This window comes from Natrarchaeobius chitinivorans (assembly GCF_003841505.1).
GTDB classification, from domain to species: domain Archaea; phylum Halobacteriota; class Halobacteria; order Halobacteriales; family Natrialbaceae; genus Natrarchaeobius; species Natrarchaeobius chitinivorans.
Map to the genome: position 1 here is coordinate 214,447 of NZ_REGA01000004.1, position 13,981 is coordinate 228,427.

14 protein-coding genes are annotated in these 13,981 nt (G+C 64.1%); 2 read left to right on the forward strand and 12 right to left on the reverse strand.

Annotation, left to right across the window (positions count from 1 at the left end):
* Positions 1–167: 167 nt before the first annotated feature.
* The 7 genes from EA473_RS07030 to EA473_RS07055 all read right to left on the reverse strand — a co-directional run bounded on the left by EA473_RS07030 (position 168) and on the right by EA473_RS07055 (position 6,725).
* Positions 168–1,031, reverse strand: a complete 864-nt coding sequence (locus EA473_RS07030; RefSeq protein ID WP_124194954.1) for a cohesin domain-containing protein — start codon at positions 1,029–1,031, stop codon at positions 168–170.
* Complete coding sequence (locus EA473_RS07035) at positions 1,031–2,383, reverse strand: DUF7350 domain-containing protein (RefSeq protein ID WP_124194955.1); 1,353 nt, start codon at positions 2,381–2,383, stop codon at positions 1,031–1,033. Before EA473_RS07035 ends, EA473_RS07030 begins: the two co-directional genes overlap by 1 nt.
* 47 nt (positions 2,384–2,430) lie before the next feature.
* Positions 2,431–3,732 carry a DUF7405 family protein gene (locus EA473_RS07040; protein WP_124194956.1) on the reverse strand — a complete coding sequence of 434 codons (1,302 nt, stop codon included), beginning with the start codon at positions 3,730–3,732 and terminating at the stop codon, positions 2,431–2,433.
* A 301-nt stretch (positions 3,733–4,033) separates the two neighbouring features.
* A complete protein-coding gene (locus EA473_RS07045; protein ID WP_124194957.1) occupies positions 4,034–4,939 on the reverse strand; it encodes a 1,4-dihydroxy-2-naphthoyl-CoA synthase in 906 nt (301 codons plus the stop codon).
* Positions 4,940–4,991: 52 nt separating this feature from the next.
* Positions 4,992–5,120 carry a hypothetical protein gene (locus tag EA473_RS23035; protein ID WP_279387650.1) on the reverse strand — a complete coding sequence of 43 codons (129 nt, stop codon included), beginning with the start codon at positions 5,118–5,120 and terminating at the stop codon, positions 4,992–4,994.
* The gene (locus EA473_RS07050) at positions 5,117–5,515 is read right to left on the reverse strand and encodes a hypothetical protein (protein WP_124194958.1); all 399 of its coding nucleotides are present in this window, start codon (positions 5,513–5,515) and stop codon (positions 5,117–5,119) included. The genes EA473_RS23035 and EA473_RS07050 overlap by 4 nt, the downstream gene beginning before the upstream one ends.
* Positions 5,516–5,597: 82 nt before the next feature.
* Positions 5,598–6,725 carry a Gfo/Idh/MocA family protein gene (locus EA473_RS07055; RefSeq protein ID WP_124194959.1) on the reverse strand — a complete coding sequence of 376 codons (1,128 nt, stop codon included), beginning with the start codon at positions 6,723–6,725 and terminating at the stop codon, positions 5,598–5,600.
* A 272-nt stretch (positions 6,726–6,997) separates the two neighbouring features.
* On the opposite strand from EA473_RS07055, the gene EA473_RS07060 reads away from it, so the two are divergent.
* On the forward strand, positions 6,998–7,690 hold the full coding sequence (locus EA473_RS07060; RefSeq protein WP_124194960.1) for a ThuA domain-containing protein: 693 nt from the start codon (positions 6,998–7,000) through the stop codon (positions 7,688–7,690).
* 92 nt (positions 7,691–7,782) lie between these two features.
* Here EA473_RS07060 and EA473_RS07065 read toward each other — a convergent pair whose 3' ends face one another.
* The 5 genes from EA473_RS07065 to EA473_RS07085 form a co-directional block, all read right to left on the reverse strand.
* On the reverse strand, positions 7,783–9,069 hold the full coding sequence (locus EA473_RS07065; RefSeq protein ID WP_124194961.1) for a TIGR00341 family protein: 1,287 nt from the start codon (positions 9,067–9,069) through the stop codon (positions 7,783–7,785).
* 119 nt (positions 9,070–9,188) lie between these two features.
* Positions 9,189–10,040, reverse strand: a complete 852-nt coding sequence (locus tag EA473_RS07070; RefSeq protein WP_124194962.1) for a translation initiation factor eIF-2B — start codon at positions 10,038–10,040, stop codon at positions 9,189–9,191.
* A 258-nt stretch (positions 10,041–10,298) separates the two neighbouring features.
* Positions 10,299–12,023 (reverse strand): glutamate--tRNA ligase, encoded by a 1,725-nt coding sequence (locus tag EA473_RS07075; protein WP_124194963.1) that lies wholly within the window; start codon positions 12,021–12,023, stop codon positions 10,299–10,301.
* Positions 12,024–12,361: 338 nt separating this feature from the next.
* The gene (locus tag EA473_RS07080) at positions 12,362–12,838 is read right to left on the reverse strand and encodes a type II toxin-antitoxin system VapC family toxin (protein ID WP_124194964.1); all 477 of its coding nucleotides are present in this window, start codon (positions 12,836–12,838) and stop codon (positions 12,362–12,364) included.
* Positions 12,835–13,116 carry an AbrB/MazE/SpoVT family DNA-binding domain-containing protein gene (locus EA473_RS07085; protein ID WP_124194965.1) on the reverse strand — a complete coding sequence of 94 codons (282 nt, stop codon included), beginning with the start codon at positions 13,114–13,116 and terminating at the stop codon, positions 12,835–12,837. The genes EA473_RS07080 and EA473_RS07085 overlap by 4 nt, the downstream gene beginning before the upstream one ends.
* A gap of 575 nt (positions 13,117–13,691) precedes the next feature.
* Between EA473_RS07085 and EA473_RS07090 the strand changes: the two genes are divergently transcribed.
* The gene (locus EA473_RS07090) at positions 13,692–13,937 is read left to right on the forward strand and encodes a hypothetical protein (RefSeq protein ID WP_124194966.1); all 246 of its coding nucleotides are present in this window, start codon (positions 13,692–13,694) and stop codon (positions 13,935–13,937) included.
* Positions 13,938–13,981 lie beyond the last annotated feature (44 nt).

Consider the following 13,981-nt stretch of genomic DNA (forward strand, 5'->3'; position numbering starts at 1 on the left):
GGGGATGGCTGGGGACACTCTCGGAGGGGATGGCTGAGGACACTCCCGAATGGGACGACTGGGGACATACTCAAAGGGGACGGCTCAGACGGTTTCTCCTCCGTCAGTTCCGGCACACCGGCGACACGGGCGGCGGGTGTGCCGGGAGATCGGTACAGGAATCCGTCTCAGTTTCCGGCCCGTGAAAGCAACAGCGCCGCGGCGATCGCGAGGATAGCGGCCAGTCCGATGAACCCTGAAATTGGGTCTTCGGACACCGCCCCGCCCCCGCCGGCGTCATCATCGTCGGAGTCTCCACTCTCCTCGGTGGTCGCGACGTCGGATTCGTCCGCCACTCCGTCGCTTACGTCGTCACTCGAGTCGTCGTTTGCCGCGTGATCGTCGGCTCCATCGTCCGCAAACGTCACGCCTTCGGTTTCGTCGTCTCCGTTCCGTTCGTCTCCATCGCTCGACGGTTCGGCTCCCCCGTCGACGTGAACGGTCGCGTCACGGTCGATGATCGCCTGCGGGTAATCGGTCACGAGGATCGCGGACGCGTCGACGATTTCGATCGTCTCCGTCGTCGCCGACGCGTCGTCTGCGATCTCGACGGTGAGCGTCGCCGCGGGTTCGGTCGCCGTCGCACCGTCGCCGGATGGAGCACGTTCCTGTTCGACCGTCACCGTCCCCGCGTCGTCGTCAATTTCGGCCGTCCCGACGACCTCGGCGTCCGGATCACCCGCCGCGAGCATCTCGCGGTGTTCGACCTCGGTCACCGTGAGCACGTCGGCGTCGTACGCGAGTTCGAACGAGATGTCGTCGATCCCGTTCGCGTTGTAATCGCCGTGACTACTCACCAGAAGGTCGAGCGTGATCGTCTCGCCGGGATCGGCGTCGGTCTCGTCCGGTTCGAAGTAGAAGATCGTCGTGTTGTCCCCCGCGAGGGCCGGAGCCGAGAGGAGAACGGTGACGGCGAGACAACACACGATACCGACCGCGAGCGCAACCCCCGCCGTGGAACGACTATGAATTGCCCCGCCGTCTCGCGTCATCACTGCACCTCTGGAACCGTCAGTTCGACCGGCTCCATCTCGAGAAACGCGGTTTCGTAGCCCCGGTGGCGGGCGACCTGGGGTGGCGACTCGATCGTGATCGTCACCGTATCGTCGGCCCGGACGTCGGCGATCGACGCGCCGTAGTGGAGCCCGTACTCGCTATCGAGGATCTGCTCGAGGGTCGGTTCGGCGACGACCTCGCCGTCGCGTTCGATCGTTACAGTCATGGACATATCCGCGAGCGGAACGCGGTTGTACGGCGTCCGCGGCGAGACGAGCAGATACCGCTCGTCGCCGTCCGCCAGCCGGAATCCCGGTTCGGTAACGGTTGACAGAAACGCGGCGTCACCGCTTCGCGGGAGATCCGCCGTTTCCTCCGGCCGGTCGTCAGCCCGGGACTCGAGGAGGAGCGTTCCGGGGTACGCCTCGACATCCGGCAGGGCCGAGTAGGGAACGTGATGGTGGCCCTCGTGATCGTCGTGATGACTGTCGTCAGCGTGATCGTCGTGATGACCGTCGTCAACGTGACCGTGTCCGTCTCCGTGTTCATCACCACCCATGTCGTCTCCGTGGTCCCCGTCTTCCATGCCCCCGCCGTGATCCATCGGTGCGAGCGCACCGCGGCGCCCCCAGTCCTCTTCGTCCAGATACTCGACGCCGCCGACGACCTCGTGGCGGAACTCGTCGTCGTAGACGAACTCGAACGTCGCCGTCACGCCCTCCTCGAGTCGGCCGGCGAGATCACCGGTCTTGCGGGTCGATACTGGCGGGATCGTGACCTCGACGGAATAGGTTCCGTCCTCCGGCAGCGAGACGTTGTCACCGAAGTGAAAGCCCATCTCCTGGGAGATCATCGGCCACGGCGAGCGCGGCTGTCCGACTTGCTCACCGTCTCGAGAGATCCGCAGTTGGGTCCCGTCGTCGATCGGGAGGACGACGCCGGATTCGTCGTCCCAGAGGGTAAACATCATGTGGACGCCGCGGCCGTCGTCGGGGTCGACTCGTTGGACCTCGTCGTCGCTCCCACCGCCACCCGCGATCACCCAGAACGGGTGGGGGTACGAGAGCATCGGCGCGAGCCGAAGGTCGCCGGCCGCGATGGGCTCGAGCATCCGCATCGCTTCCCTGTGGGTCGGCACGTAGACGGCGTCCGGCGGGTCCTCGACTTCGACGACCTCGGGGACTGCCATCACGTCGTCGTCGCTGTCGTCGCCGTCTTCGGGATCGGGTTCGGATCCGTCACCGCTCTCGCCGTCGGTACGCTGACAGCCCGCGAGTGCGAGCATCCCTGTCACGGCAGCCGTCCGTCGTGTGAAGGTTCGTCGGTCGATGGTGTCGCGTTCCTGCATGTGTCGTATTCGTGTCGTCGTGATAGTCGATTGGTCAGGGCGTCGTGTTAGTCGATTGGTTCACGTTCCGAATCCGGGTCGGCCGGCGGCAGCGACCGGAGCGAACGGGGCGGAATCAGGTAGTTTCCGCGGCGGTTCACGAAGATGTAGTGGAGGATTCCGTTGTTCGCGGACGGAACGTCGAGGTCCGCGCCGGTCATCGCCTCCCGGACGCGGACGAACTCGCCGATTTCCCGCTGGATCGACAGAAAGTGCAGACCAGGTCGGTCCCCGTCGCCGGTGTTGAAGTCCCGCCGCAAAAGCAGCGGTTCACCGTCTTCCCGGGCTCGAGCCGCTTTCTGTGCGTGTCCGACGACGCCGCGCTCCCGGGCGTCGGCCGCGGTCGCCTCGATGCGTTCGTCGCTCAACCCGTTCGTCGTCTCGAGTCGCTCGCCGACCGATCCGACGAGGTCCCCCTCGGCGTGTTCGGGGCTGAACATCTTCGAGACGCGCTGGTAGTGGTTGTCCTGTTCGAACCAGACCTCGAGTTGCAGATCCATCGACGAGACGTGCTGGGTCGTGCCGCCGGCGAAGGGACCGTCCTCGATCGTCACCCGGTCTTCCGTCGCCTGACTCTCCCGAAACCCCGAGCGAAAGCCCATGAAAAACGGTGCCTCCTCGGGAACCGAGTCGGGGACGCCCGAGAGGTCCGTCCGGTCGGCGGGAAGCCCCTCGCCGACGAACCCCGTCCGCCGCCGATCGTCCAGCCGGTCGAAGACGCTCCCGAGGTCCGTTTCGACGTCGACGCCGTTTACCGTCTCTCGGTCGCCGACCAGCCCTTCCTCCGCCTCGAGGACGACCTCGGGACGGTCGCTCGCGAGGTGGACGACGGCGTCGAACTCGTCGAACGTCGGATTCTCCCGATCGGTCAGCGCGACCGGTTCGGGGAGGTCGACCGAGTCCGGGATCGATCCGTGGTACCGCCGGAAGTACGCCGGCGTGTACCCGATCGTAAAGACCAATCCGTCGTTGCTCCACTCGTAGGCCCGCTCGAGGGTTCGCAGCGCTGCTTCCGTCGTCTCACGGGCGTCCTCGTCCGGTCCTTCGTGCAACGAGAGTGCGAGTAGAACGTGGTGGGCCGGCAACTGGACGTTTCCGTCGTCGTCGCTCGAGAGCGCGCCGTTCCAGGCGTGTTGGCGTCCGGGGAGTGAGTCGGGATCGTCCGTTCCAGGCGGCGCGTCGACACCCGACCTCTCGTCACCGCCACCGACTGCGTCCAGACACGCCGAGAGGGCGCTCGCGCCACCCGCGGCTACGAGCGCTCGGACGTACTCACGGCGCGACAGCGAGGACCGATCGGGTGCCATCACTGACAGGAGTTCGGGGACGGAACGCCCAAAGCGTTGCGCTTCGCGTCGAAACTACCGCGGCTGGCGACGGCCACGGACACCCAGACTCGACGCCAGAAGACGCCAAACCCTGATCTCGAGATGGAACGGCCGGGTCACCGAGCGCTACCGGACACACAGATAGCGGCAGGTATTGCGAGAACAACCGCAGTCAGCCACTCGAGTCATGCTGGCCGACGTATCAGACGGATTGCTGTCACTGTTTGCCGGCGCGACCGGACGCCGTCCCGCTCGCTCCGACAAGGACGTACAGCAAACCGTATCAGTAGTGCCAGGGAAACTCGTCGAACTCCGGCTCTCGGCCCTCGACGAAGGCGTCCCGCCCTTCTTTTGCCTCGTCCGTCATGTAGCCGAGGCGAGTTGCCTCACCGGCGAACACCTGCTGGCCGACCATGCCGTCGTCGGTCATGTTGAACGCGTACTTGAGCATCCGCATCGCAGTCGGGCTCTTCGAGTTGATGCGCTCGCCCCACTCGAGGGCCGTCTCCTCGAGTTCGTCGTGTGGGACCGCCTCGTTGACCATTCCCATCTCGGCGGCCTCCGCTGCCGAGTAGGTCTTTCCGAGGAAAAACACCTCGCGGGCTTTCTTCTGGCCGATCTGTTTCGCGAGGAACGCCGAGCCGAAGCCGGCGTCGTAACTCGCGACGTCCGGATCGGTCTGGAGGAACTTCGCGTGCTCGGCGCTTGCAAGCGTCAGGTCACAGACGACGTGCAGCGAGTGCCCACCGCCGACCGCCCAGCCGGGGACGACACAGACGACCACCTTCGGCACGTGGCGGATCAGTCGCTGTACCTCGAGGATGTGGAGCCTGCCCTGTTTCGACGCGCGCTGGGACTCGTTTTCCCCGTCGCCCTCGTACTGGTAGCCGTCGTCGCCACGAACCGTCTGGTCACCGCCGGAGCAAAACGCCCAGCCGCCGTCTTTCGACGACGGGCCGTTTCCCGTCAGCAGGATACAGCCGACGTCAGTCTGTCGTTTCGCGTGATCGAGTGCGTCGTATAGTTCGTCGACCGTCCCCGGGCGGAACGCGTTCCGGAGTTCGGGGCGGTCGAACGCGATTCGCACCGTTCCGGAATCGACCGCACGGTGGTACGTGATGTCCCGAAACTCCGCGTCTAGGTCCTCGACCGGTTCCCACTGACTTTCGTCGAAGAGCGCTGAAACCATCGGGTGAGTGTGGCCGGCCGGACGTGAAATAGGTTCTCGTCGCGGATGCGGTTCACCCCTGTCGGAACGCGACGACGGGGTGAAACCGGGGTCGACCGTCCACAGCCACCGACCAGCCGTCCACAACAAGCGACCGACCGTCCGCACCGACTACCGGAATGTTCGTCGCGTCGGTCGTCACCGACCGCCTTCCTCGAGGAACTCGAGAAAGACGTCCTCGGCGTCGTCGTCGTACGCGAGTTCGATGCGAAACTGCAGGCGCGACACGACGTCGAGACACAGGTCACCGGTCTGGACAGGCTTGACTCGAACGACGTCGCCGTACTGTGTGGACTCGATACCCACGACCTCGGCTTCGTAACACGATTTGGGAACGGTCGTCGAGCCGGTGAGTTCGACCCGTCCGTCGCCGAGATATTCGACCGCGTATTTGTCACCGGCGTCGGGGTCGCCCGTGTCGATCTCCGATTCGAGTTCGACGATCCGGGGGCCGCCGGTAGCCGACGCCGTGGTCGCGACCGCCGTTCCTGCGAGTATCGATGCACCGATCGCCTCGAGCGCCGTTCGGCGTCTCATAGCAGCCTAGTTTGCACCGCTCCTGGGGGTATATGTTCACCATAAAGAGTTTGATGTCGAGAGGGACTCCGGTGGAATAACGTCAGTCCGAGTGGTGGTCGATCCGTGGTGCTGGTTCGGTTTCGAGCGAGGGCGCTTCGAGTTGTACCGAGCGGCCGAGTTCACCCGACCGGTAGATCGCGTCGATAACCCGCTGGACGAGCAACGCTTCGTCGAGCGTGTTCGTCTCCGGGTCGGCGTCGTTCGCGATCGCACGGAGGAACTCCTCGTCCTGTTCTGAGTACCCCGTGACCGTCGGGTCACCGTCGAGAGCGACGTCCGCGTAATGGTCACAACCTGCCGTGCCGGCCTCGAGAATCTTCAGTTCGGTTCCGCCGATGTCGAACTGCGCACCCGCCTGCGTGCCGCGGACGCGAAAGTCCATGCTCTCCTCGCGGTTGGTCGCCCACGCCGCCTCGAGTGAAATCGTCTGTCCGCTCTCGCATCGGATCAACGCGGTGACGGAGTCGTCGACCTCGTACGTTTCGCTTTCTGCGTTCCAGTTGTCGCCGAACCCGTCGGGGTCGGCGTACTCCTCCTGACTTCCGAACGTGGTGCGGGTCGTGCCCGAGACCTCGGTTATCTCGGGGAAATCGAGGGCGTAGAGCGCGAGGTCGAGCGCGTGGACGCCAATGTCGAGCAACGCGCCGCCACCGGATAGATCCGGATCGGTAAACCACGAACCCGGCCCGGGGACGCCACGTCGCCGAACGTAATTCGCCTCGACGTGCGTCAACTCGCCGAACCGGCCGCGCGCAGCGTACTCCTCGAACATCGCCATCGACGCCGCGTGACGGTTGTGAAAGCCAACCATACAGGTTCCGTCCGCCTTCTTCGCGGCGGTTTCGATCCGTTCTGCGCTCTCGAGCGTGTGGGCGAGGGGTTTTTCAACGAGGACGTGACAGCCGGCCTCCAGCGCGTCGACGGCGATCGGTTCGTGAAACCGGTTCGGAGTCGCGATGACGACTGCGTCGACGGCGTCGTCGACGACGAGCCCCTCGTGGGTTTCGTAGGTGCTCGCGGAGAACTCGTCGGCGAAGCGCCGCCGCTGGGCCTCGACGAGGTCGGCTCCGGCGACGACGTCGGCCCCGAGTTCCTCGAGGCTTCGAGCGTGGAGGGTTCCCATGCCTCCGAGCCCGACGATTCCCACCCCGATCCCCGCGCCGATCATGGAGAAACACCTGATTTCTCGGGTGTGAGAGTGAGCGAGCGGTGAGAAATGAGCCGTTTCGCCGTTGGTTGTCCGTGAGTCCAGATTTCCATGTGAGTACGCAGTCGGCGATCAAAATAAGGGTTGTGACTGCTTAATAACCTCATTTTACAACACATTCAGTATAAACAATCTGTTTCTACTACGAGTTTTCGAAACGTTGTCCAGATGGTTGATCGGTTCAATTCTCGAACCAGCCGACCTAAGGGCGTGGCCGATGGACGACAGTCACCATGGACGTCACGGTCTGGAACGAGTACCGACACGAACGGGAGGACGAGGACGTCGCTGCGATCTATCCGGACGGCATCCACGCCGCGCTCGCCGACGTCTTCGCCGACGACCACGAGGTCGAAACCGCGACCCTCGAACAGCCCGAACACGGCCTCACGGAGGACCGCCTCGAGCGGACTGACGTGTTACTGTGGTGGGGACACGAAGCCCACGACGAGGTCGAAGACGAGATCGTCGACCGCGTCCAGGAGCGCGTTCTCGAGGGGATGGGCCTGATCGTCCTCCACTCGGGTCACTACTCGAAACCCTTCAAGCGGCTCATGGGAACGAGCTGTAGCCTCCAGTGGCGCGAAGACGGCGGAACGGAGCGACTGTGGGTCGTCGACCCCGGTCACCCGATCGTGGACGGGATCGGAGAGTCGATCGAACTCCCGGAAACCGAGATGTACGGCGAGCCGTTCGACGTCCCCGAACCGGACCGGTTGGTGTTTACCAGCTGGTTCGAAGGCGGGGAAGTGTTCAGAAGCGGCTGTTGTTACCGTCGAGGGAGCGGCCGGATCTTCTACTTCCGACCCGGCCACGAGACGTATCCGATCTACGAGAACGAGGAGATCCAGCAGGTGCTTTCAAACGCCGTCGAGTGGGCGGCCCCCACCGAGGGCGGAGTCCGGTCGTTCGGCGAGCGGAAATAGCGGAGGGTCGTCGGCGGGCAGACACGCTTCGCCCGTCACGTGCGTCCGATTCGCCGGTTACGTGCGTCTGCTTCTCCCCTCTCACTCGACCGTCACCCGCTTCGTCGGGTGTCGACCAGTTCGACGACGACCTCGAGGTCGACACCCGTCGCGACCTCGAGGCGCTCGCGTACGTCGTCGGCGAACCCGTCGGGTTCCTCCTCGCCGGGCGGCCGTTCGACGAGAACCGTCACCACCGGCCGGTTGTCCGCATAGACGTCGATCAGTTCGTACTCGACCGACAGCTCCCTGAACGCGAGGTCGCCGAACGCGGGGTCGTCGCTCATCGCCTCGAGTTCGGTCTGGACGTCGTGTTCGACCGCAGCGGTCTGGTAGGTTCCGAACGTCACGCCGCCGAGGACGACCGAGAGGAGGACGATCCCAACCAGCAGGACTGCGACGCGCGAACGGATTCGACCGTAGACGCGGTCGACGTTCGCCGCGTGGTGTGGACGGTAGCCCGAGACCCACAGGAAGATCAACGCGGTGAGGTTGATCGAGAGTATGTTCACGAGGACGAGCGCGCCGGCGGTGACGATCATCGTCGGGTGACCCCAGGCGATACCGAGTCCGACGGTCGCGGCCGGCGGCACGAGGGCGACGGCGATCGCCACACCGACCAGCACCGAACCGACGTTTCGGACGAGGCTGATCACGCCGGCGATACCGGAGCCGAGCGCGAGAAACACCGCGAGAACGTCCGGCGTGATCCGTTCTCTAACCTGCGGAACCGTCGCGACGTCGAATCCGGGCGGAAGCAACACGGTCCCCCTGAGTAGCCAGCCGATAGCCGCCGCAGTCGCGACGGCTGCGAGGAGCCCGAGTGCCTGAAATGCTATCCCGCGAGTCGCGAGTGCGTCGTCGTCGACGACCACGCCGACGCTCGCAGACAGCGCCGGGCCCATGAGCGGGGCGACCACCATCGCGCCGATGATCGTCGCCGCCGAATCGAGTAACAATCCGGCGGTCGCGATCGCCGTACTCACCACGAGCAGCGTAAAGTACGTCGACGCCGCTGGCGCGAGATCCTCGGCTCGAGACTGCAGTTCCTCTCGGGAGATCCTGACCCCGGAAAACTCCCCAATCAGGTCCTCGGTTCTGCTCGAGACGACGGTTTCGGCCGCCGTGACGACCGTGTACGAATCGTCGTCGAATCCCGCATCTCGAAGTTCGGCGAGCAACGGTTCGACGGCGGCCGGCGGGACGGGGATCGAGACGACCGCCTCGAACTCCCCGCGGCTCGTCTCCTCGGAGACGGCGTAATCGACGCCCGTCGCCTCCGCCGTCTCGAGGACCAGATTCAGATCACCCTCCGGAACGAACACCTGCACGAGGCGCATAGCCCACGTACGACGGTGACGGGGTTAGGCTGTCCTCACGGCCGAGTGAGTGTTCGGATACTCGAGGGGACGGTAACCGGCCTCCGTTGCCGGTTAAAACTCCCGGTAGCCGTTGCCGGTTAAAACTCCCGGCGGCCCTCGTCGGTGATCACACTCTCGAGCAGCGACGTCGGCGTCGCGTCGTACGCTGGATTCTCGACGTCGAACCCCTCCGCGGGTTCGGGCATGACCTCGACGCTCGAGCGGAAGTCGTTCTCGAAGACGAACCCCTCGTCGACGATCTTCGTCACCGAGCCGAGGACGGTGACGGGAACGTCGAGTTGCGCGGCCGTCGCCGCGATCGGGAAGGTTCCAACCCGGTTGTACAGCGTCTCGCCGACGATACAGTCCATGCCGACGACGACCCGGTCACAGTCCTCGAGGACGACTCCGTTGGCGCTGTCGGTCACGAGCGTCGGACGCACGCCGTCCATTTCCGCGAGCGTCCGGGCCGTCTTCCTACCGATGTATCGCGGTCGGGCCTCCGTGACGTAGACGTCGAAAGAGTTGCCGGCAGCGGTCGCCCGCTCGAGGGCTTCGATCACCGTCGACGAGTAGTCGTGGGTCAAAAGCGTCGCGTCGTCCGCGAGGAGCGAAACGGCGTTCTCGGCGGCACGTTCCTTCGCGGACTCGATACGGGAGACGACCGCGTCGATCCGCTCGAGCGTGAGTTCCTGGGCCTCTTCTACGGTTCCCGGTTCTGCCGCGGTGACGTCCTGGACGACGGCCCGGACTGCGTTCTGTAGGGAAGCGTGAGAAGGGTTCGCCTGACGGAGTATCGCGCCGTTTTGCTCGAGCGAGCGGACGTACTCCTCGACGGTGGCGAACTCGCGATCGGTTAGCTCCTCTAGGGCCCTGGTCGCACGGATCGCGACCACAGAAGAGCTGTGGGTCTGCATCTCCTGGATCTCTTCGACCGTCTCGTCGATCATAGTCTCACAGATTTCCCTGACGGAGAAAGGTGTTGTGGGTATCCACAACGGGGATTCGTCCGCCGCCGTCGAACCGTCCCGCTCGAGTGTCTCGCGTTCGGTGGCTGTGAACGTCTCCGGAAACGGGAACCGCTCCGAAAGCGTGATCCGTTTTCCGGCGTGATCCGTTTTCCCGTCATACGGATTACTGTAACTGTGTACCGGCGCACCCGCGACCCGGGCGGCGGGTGCGCCGGCAATGACTTACAGTAAACCGTATCAGTCGTGTGCGTAGTAGACGACAGTCTCCTCGTCTTCGTCCCCGCTACGATCGATCCGGACGAATCCGACCCGTTCGAACTGGACCATTTCGTCGGCCTCGAGTTCCGCCACGCCCGGTTCGGCGCGGCCGGTCACGTCCCCCTCGATCGTTCGCATCCGGACGGGAACGCTCTCGCGTGCGGGCACCCAGTGGACGACGTCGACGTCACCCTCACGCACCACGTCGATTTCTTCGCCGGTGTACTGGAGAGTATCGCGAGTGAACTGGAAACAGCCCAGTCCCTTGAGCCAGATGCGTTCCTCGCGCCCGGGGAGGTCCGCTGGCTCGAGGAGGACGGAGTCGCCGACGGGAATCTCCCGAACCCCGCGGTCTTCGTGGTCCGGGTGCAGCGGCGGGTTCGCCTCCGCGGGCGGACTCCCGCCGAGTGGTACCTGGTTGCCGTCGCGGACGAGGAATCTGCGGTCGGTCTCGTCGTCGATCAGTTCGCGGTTGGTGGCGTAGATCGAACTCATGGCGAGGTCGACGTCGCTGGTCGAGGTCCCAAGCCCGACCATCGCGTCGACGATCGCCTCGCCGCGGATGCCCCGCCGCCGAAGGCTCTGGAGCGTCGGGGCGCGCGGGTCGTCCCAGCCGTCGAGTTCGCCCGCCTCGATACGCTCCGAGATGGTCGAGGTGCTCATCTTCACGTCGTAGGCGTCGATTTGTACGTGGCCCCAGTGGACGACCTCGGGGTACTCCCAGTCGAAGTAGTCGTAGACGAACTGCTGGCGTTTCGCCGAATCCTGCAGGTCGATCCCCCTGATGATGTGGGTGATGCCGATCAGGTGGTCGTCGATCCCCGACTGGAAGTCGAGCATCGGCCAGCACCGGAACTCGCTTGCCTCCTCGCGCGGGTGTGGCGTATCGATCATCCGGAACGCGACCCAGTCACGCAGCGCCGGGTTCTTGTGCTCGATGTCGGTCTTCACGCGCAGGACCATCTCGCCGCTCTCGTACTCGCCGGCGACCATGTCCTCGAACTCGGCGAGCACCGTGTCGGTGTCCTTGTCGCGATGAGGACACGGCTCACCCGCGTTTTTCAGCTCCGAGAACTCCTCACCCGTACACGAGCAGGTGTAGGCACCGCCTACTTCGATCAGTTCACGGGCGTAGTCGTAGTACGTCTCGAGTCGGTCGCTCGCCCGGAAGACCTCGTTCGGTTCGAAGCCCAGAAACTCGAGGTCCTCGAGGATGGCGTCGTAGGCCTCGAGATCCGGTCGCTTCGTCTCGGGGTCGGTGTCGTCGAATCTGACGCAGAACCAGCCGTCGTACCGGTCGCGGTAGGTGCCGATGACGGCGGGCATCCGGGCGTGGCCGACGTGCCACGGGCCGTTGGGGTTGGGTGCACAGCGCATCCGGACCTCGTCGTAGTCGTCTGGGTTCGGCAGCGAGGGCAGGTCGTGTTCGTCTTCTTCGTCTTCGGCCTCGATTTCGGCGAGTTCGTCGGGTGCGAGGTCCTCGAGGCGCTCGCGTTTTTCCTCGTAAGCGAGGTCGTTGACTCGGCCGATGACGCCGCCGATAACGCCCGGAATCTCGTCCCCGTGGGGACGAAAGTCGGGGTTTTCGCCCATCAGCGGCCCCATGATCGCACCGACGTCGGCGTCGCTTTCGTGTTTGACGGCGTTCAACAGCGCGTGTTTCTCGGCCTCGCGCTCGACGCGCTCGCGGAGATCGTCGTTCATTGGTCGTGGATATTCGTGCCCGGACCAAAACCCCCGCGGTGTCGGCCGGGACTCGAGGGGTTCTCGCTCACTTCGTTCTGCTCACGGGTCGTTCCTCCCCGTTTGCTGTTTCGCGGTTCTCGCTTCCTTCGGTCGCTCACGGCTCCCTGTGGTCGCCGTTCGCTGTTCCGCGGTTCTCGCTCGTTTCACTCGCTCCGAACCGCGTACGCTCCGAACCACGCTCTCGTCCCGCGATTCGGTGTGCAATGACGTTCGGTGGCTACTATAGTACACTTCCCCGCCGAAGTTCTTCGCAGGACCAATCCCGGCGAGCGGTTCGTCGATGTGAGCGCGAGAAGTCAGTCGGGGTAGACGGTCAGTGACGGGAAGTACGTTTCGTAGAATCCGCCGTCGAAACTGACCAACGCATCAGCGTCTACGGTTGCGTGTCCACCGATGAGGAAGTCCGCGGCGATATGCTGACGTGGTGTGAGACTTTCAGTACACGCTTCACACGAGACCGTCTGTTTCGCCCCACACGTCGGGCACTGAAGCCCATCCGGGCGTCGGGTCGTATACTGCTGGAACCGTTCACCCGCTCGGAACAACGCCGCTCGTGACGGTTCGACGAGTTGAATACTGAGGTCCTCGAGAAACCGATCGAGTTCCGATTCGGTATCGAAGTGACCGTCCGCTGCGAGTTCCGCGTATACGATCGGCGTGATAACGACTCGCCCCTCCCGGTAGACGCGTCGCAGTTCAGCCTCACTCTCGTTGGCGTGCTCGTCTTCGTACAACAGCGCGAGCAGCGCGTTCGTATCGACTGCCGTAATCACGTCTGTGACCCCGGCTCGTCATCGTCTTCGTTGCCACCGTCTCGAGGGAACTCCCCGCGGAGCCGACGCATCCGATCCGGCATCGTCTCGTCGCTTTCGGCACTCCCGCGGTACTTTTCGAAGGGGTCCTCGCCGTCTGCCGTAGTGGGCTCTTTCTTCTCGATCTTGTAGCCGGACGAAACCTCTTCGAAGACGATCTCGTCACCGGGTTCGATCCCGAGAGAATCCCTGATCTCCTTCGGGATTGTGACCTGGCCTTTGGTGGTAACGCGCGGCATATCTTCAGTACGTCGTAATACTTTATGAGTATTACTCACTTCTCATACCCGTCACTCGGAAAGCGACGTAATCGTCGAAATCAGTGCGCGCTTGGCTGGTGTTCGGAATCAATTTTGTCGAACGACTACTCTAACGCCTTCCGGCCGACGTTCTATTTCCGACGCCAAACACCAGTAATTATATTAACATTCAGTGCATCTATCACGACGGAAGCCATCCGCTCCAAAACTGGACGCGGGGGCATGCGTACGAAATGCCCCGGGTGTAGTAGCACCCGAGACGGGTGGCTTCCAAACCGCGACAGTTTGGCTGCCATGCTTTCGTTACTGCCACCGAGACAAAAAGGTCTCGCACGACGGTACAGTATCGCGTCCGATCAGCACGCGCTTTCGGGAACGTATTGTAACACCGAACGTCGTCTCGAGCACCCGCGATTCCGCCTCGAGCGCCGGCGGTTCGATTCGCAACTGGTGAGCGAACACCCGCGGGATCGAAGCTACGACGATAGCCGTTTCTTCCGTCGTCACCACTCACCAAGCGGGGCCTCGAGCCGACGACAGTGGGGGCGGTCCCGATGACCGCCAGCCGCGTTCCCGCCGACACGGCAAAATTGAGCGAACGGCCGGATCGCGTCTGCGCTCGCTGTGGCGATCCGATCGGCGACGGCCGGCTGTTCATCCTCTCGGCGGTGCCCTGTGTGGAACTCGCAGATCGATACGGCTCCGTCACGGAGCCGTACTGTCCCGACTGCGTCGCAGGCATCGGAATGCTCTCGTTTTCTGTGGGGACTCGAGGGCACACTTCGACGAGGACGGACTGACGCGGGCGAAGACAAACGGGGAAAACGGAGCAATCGATAAACCG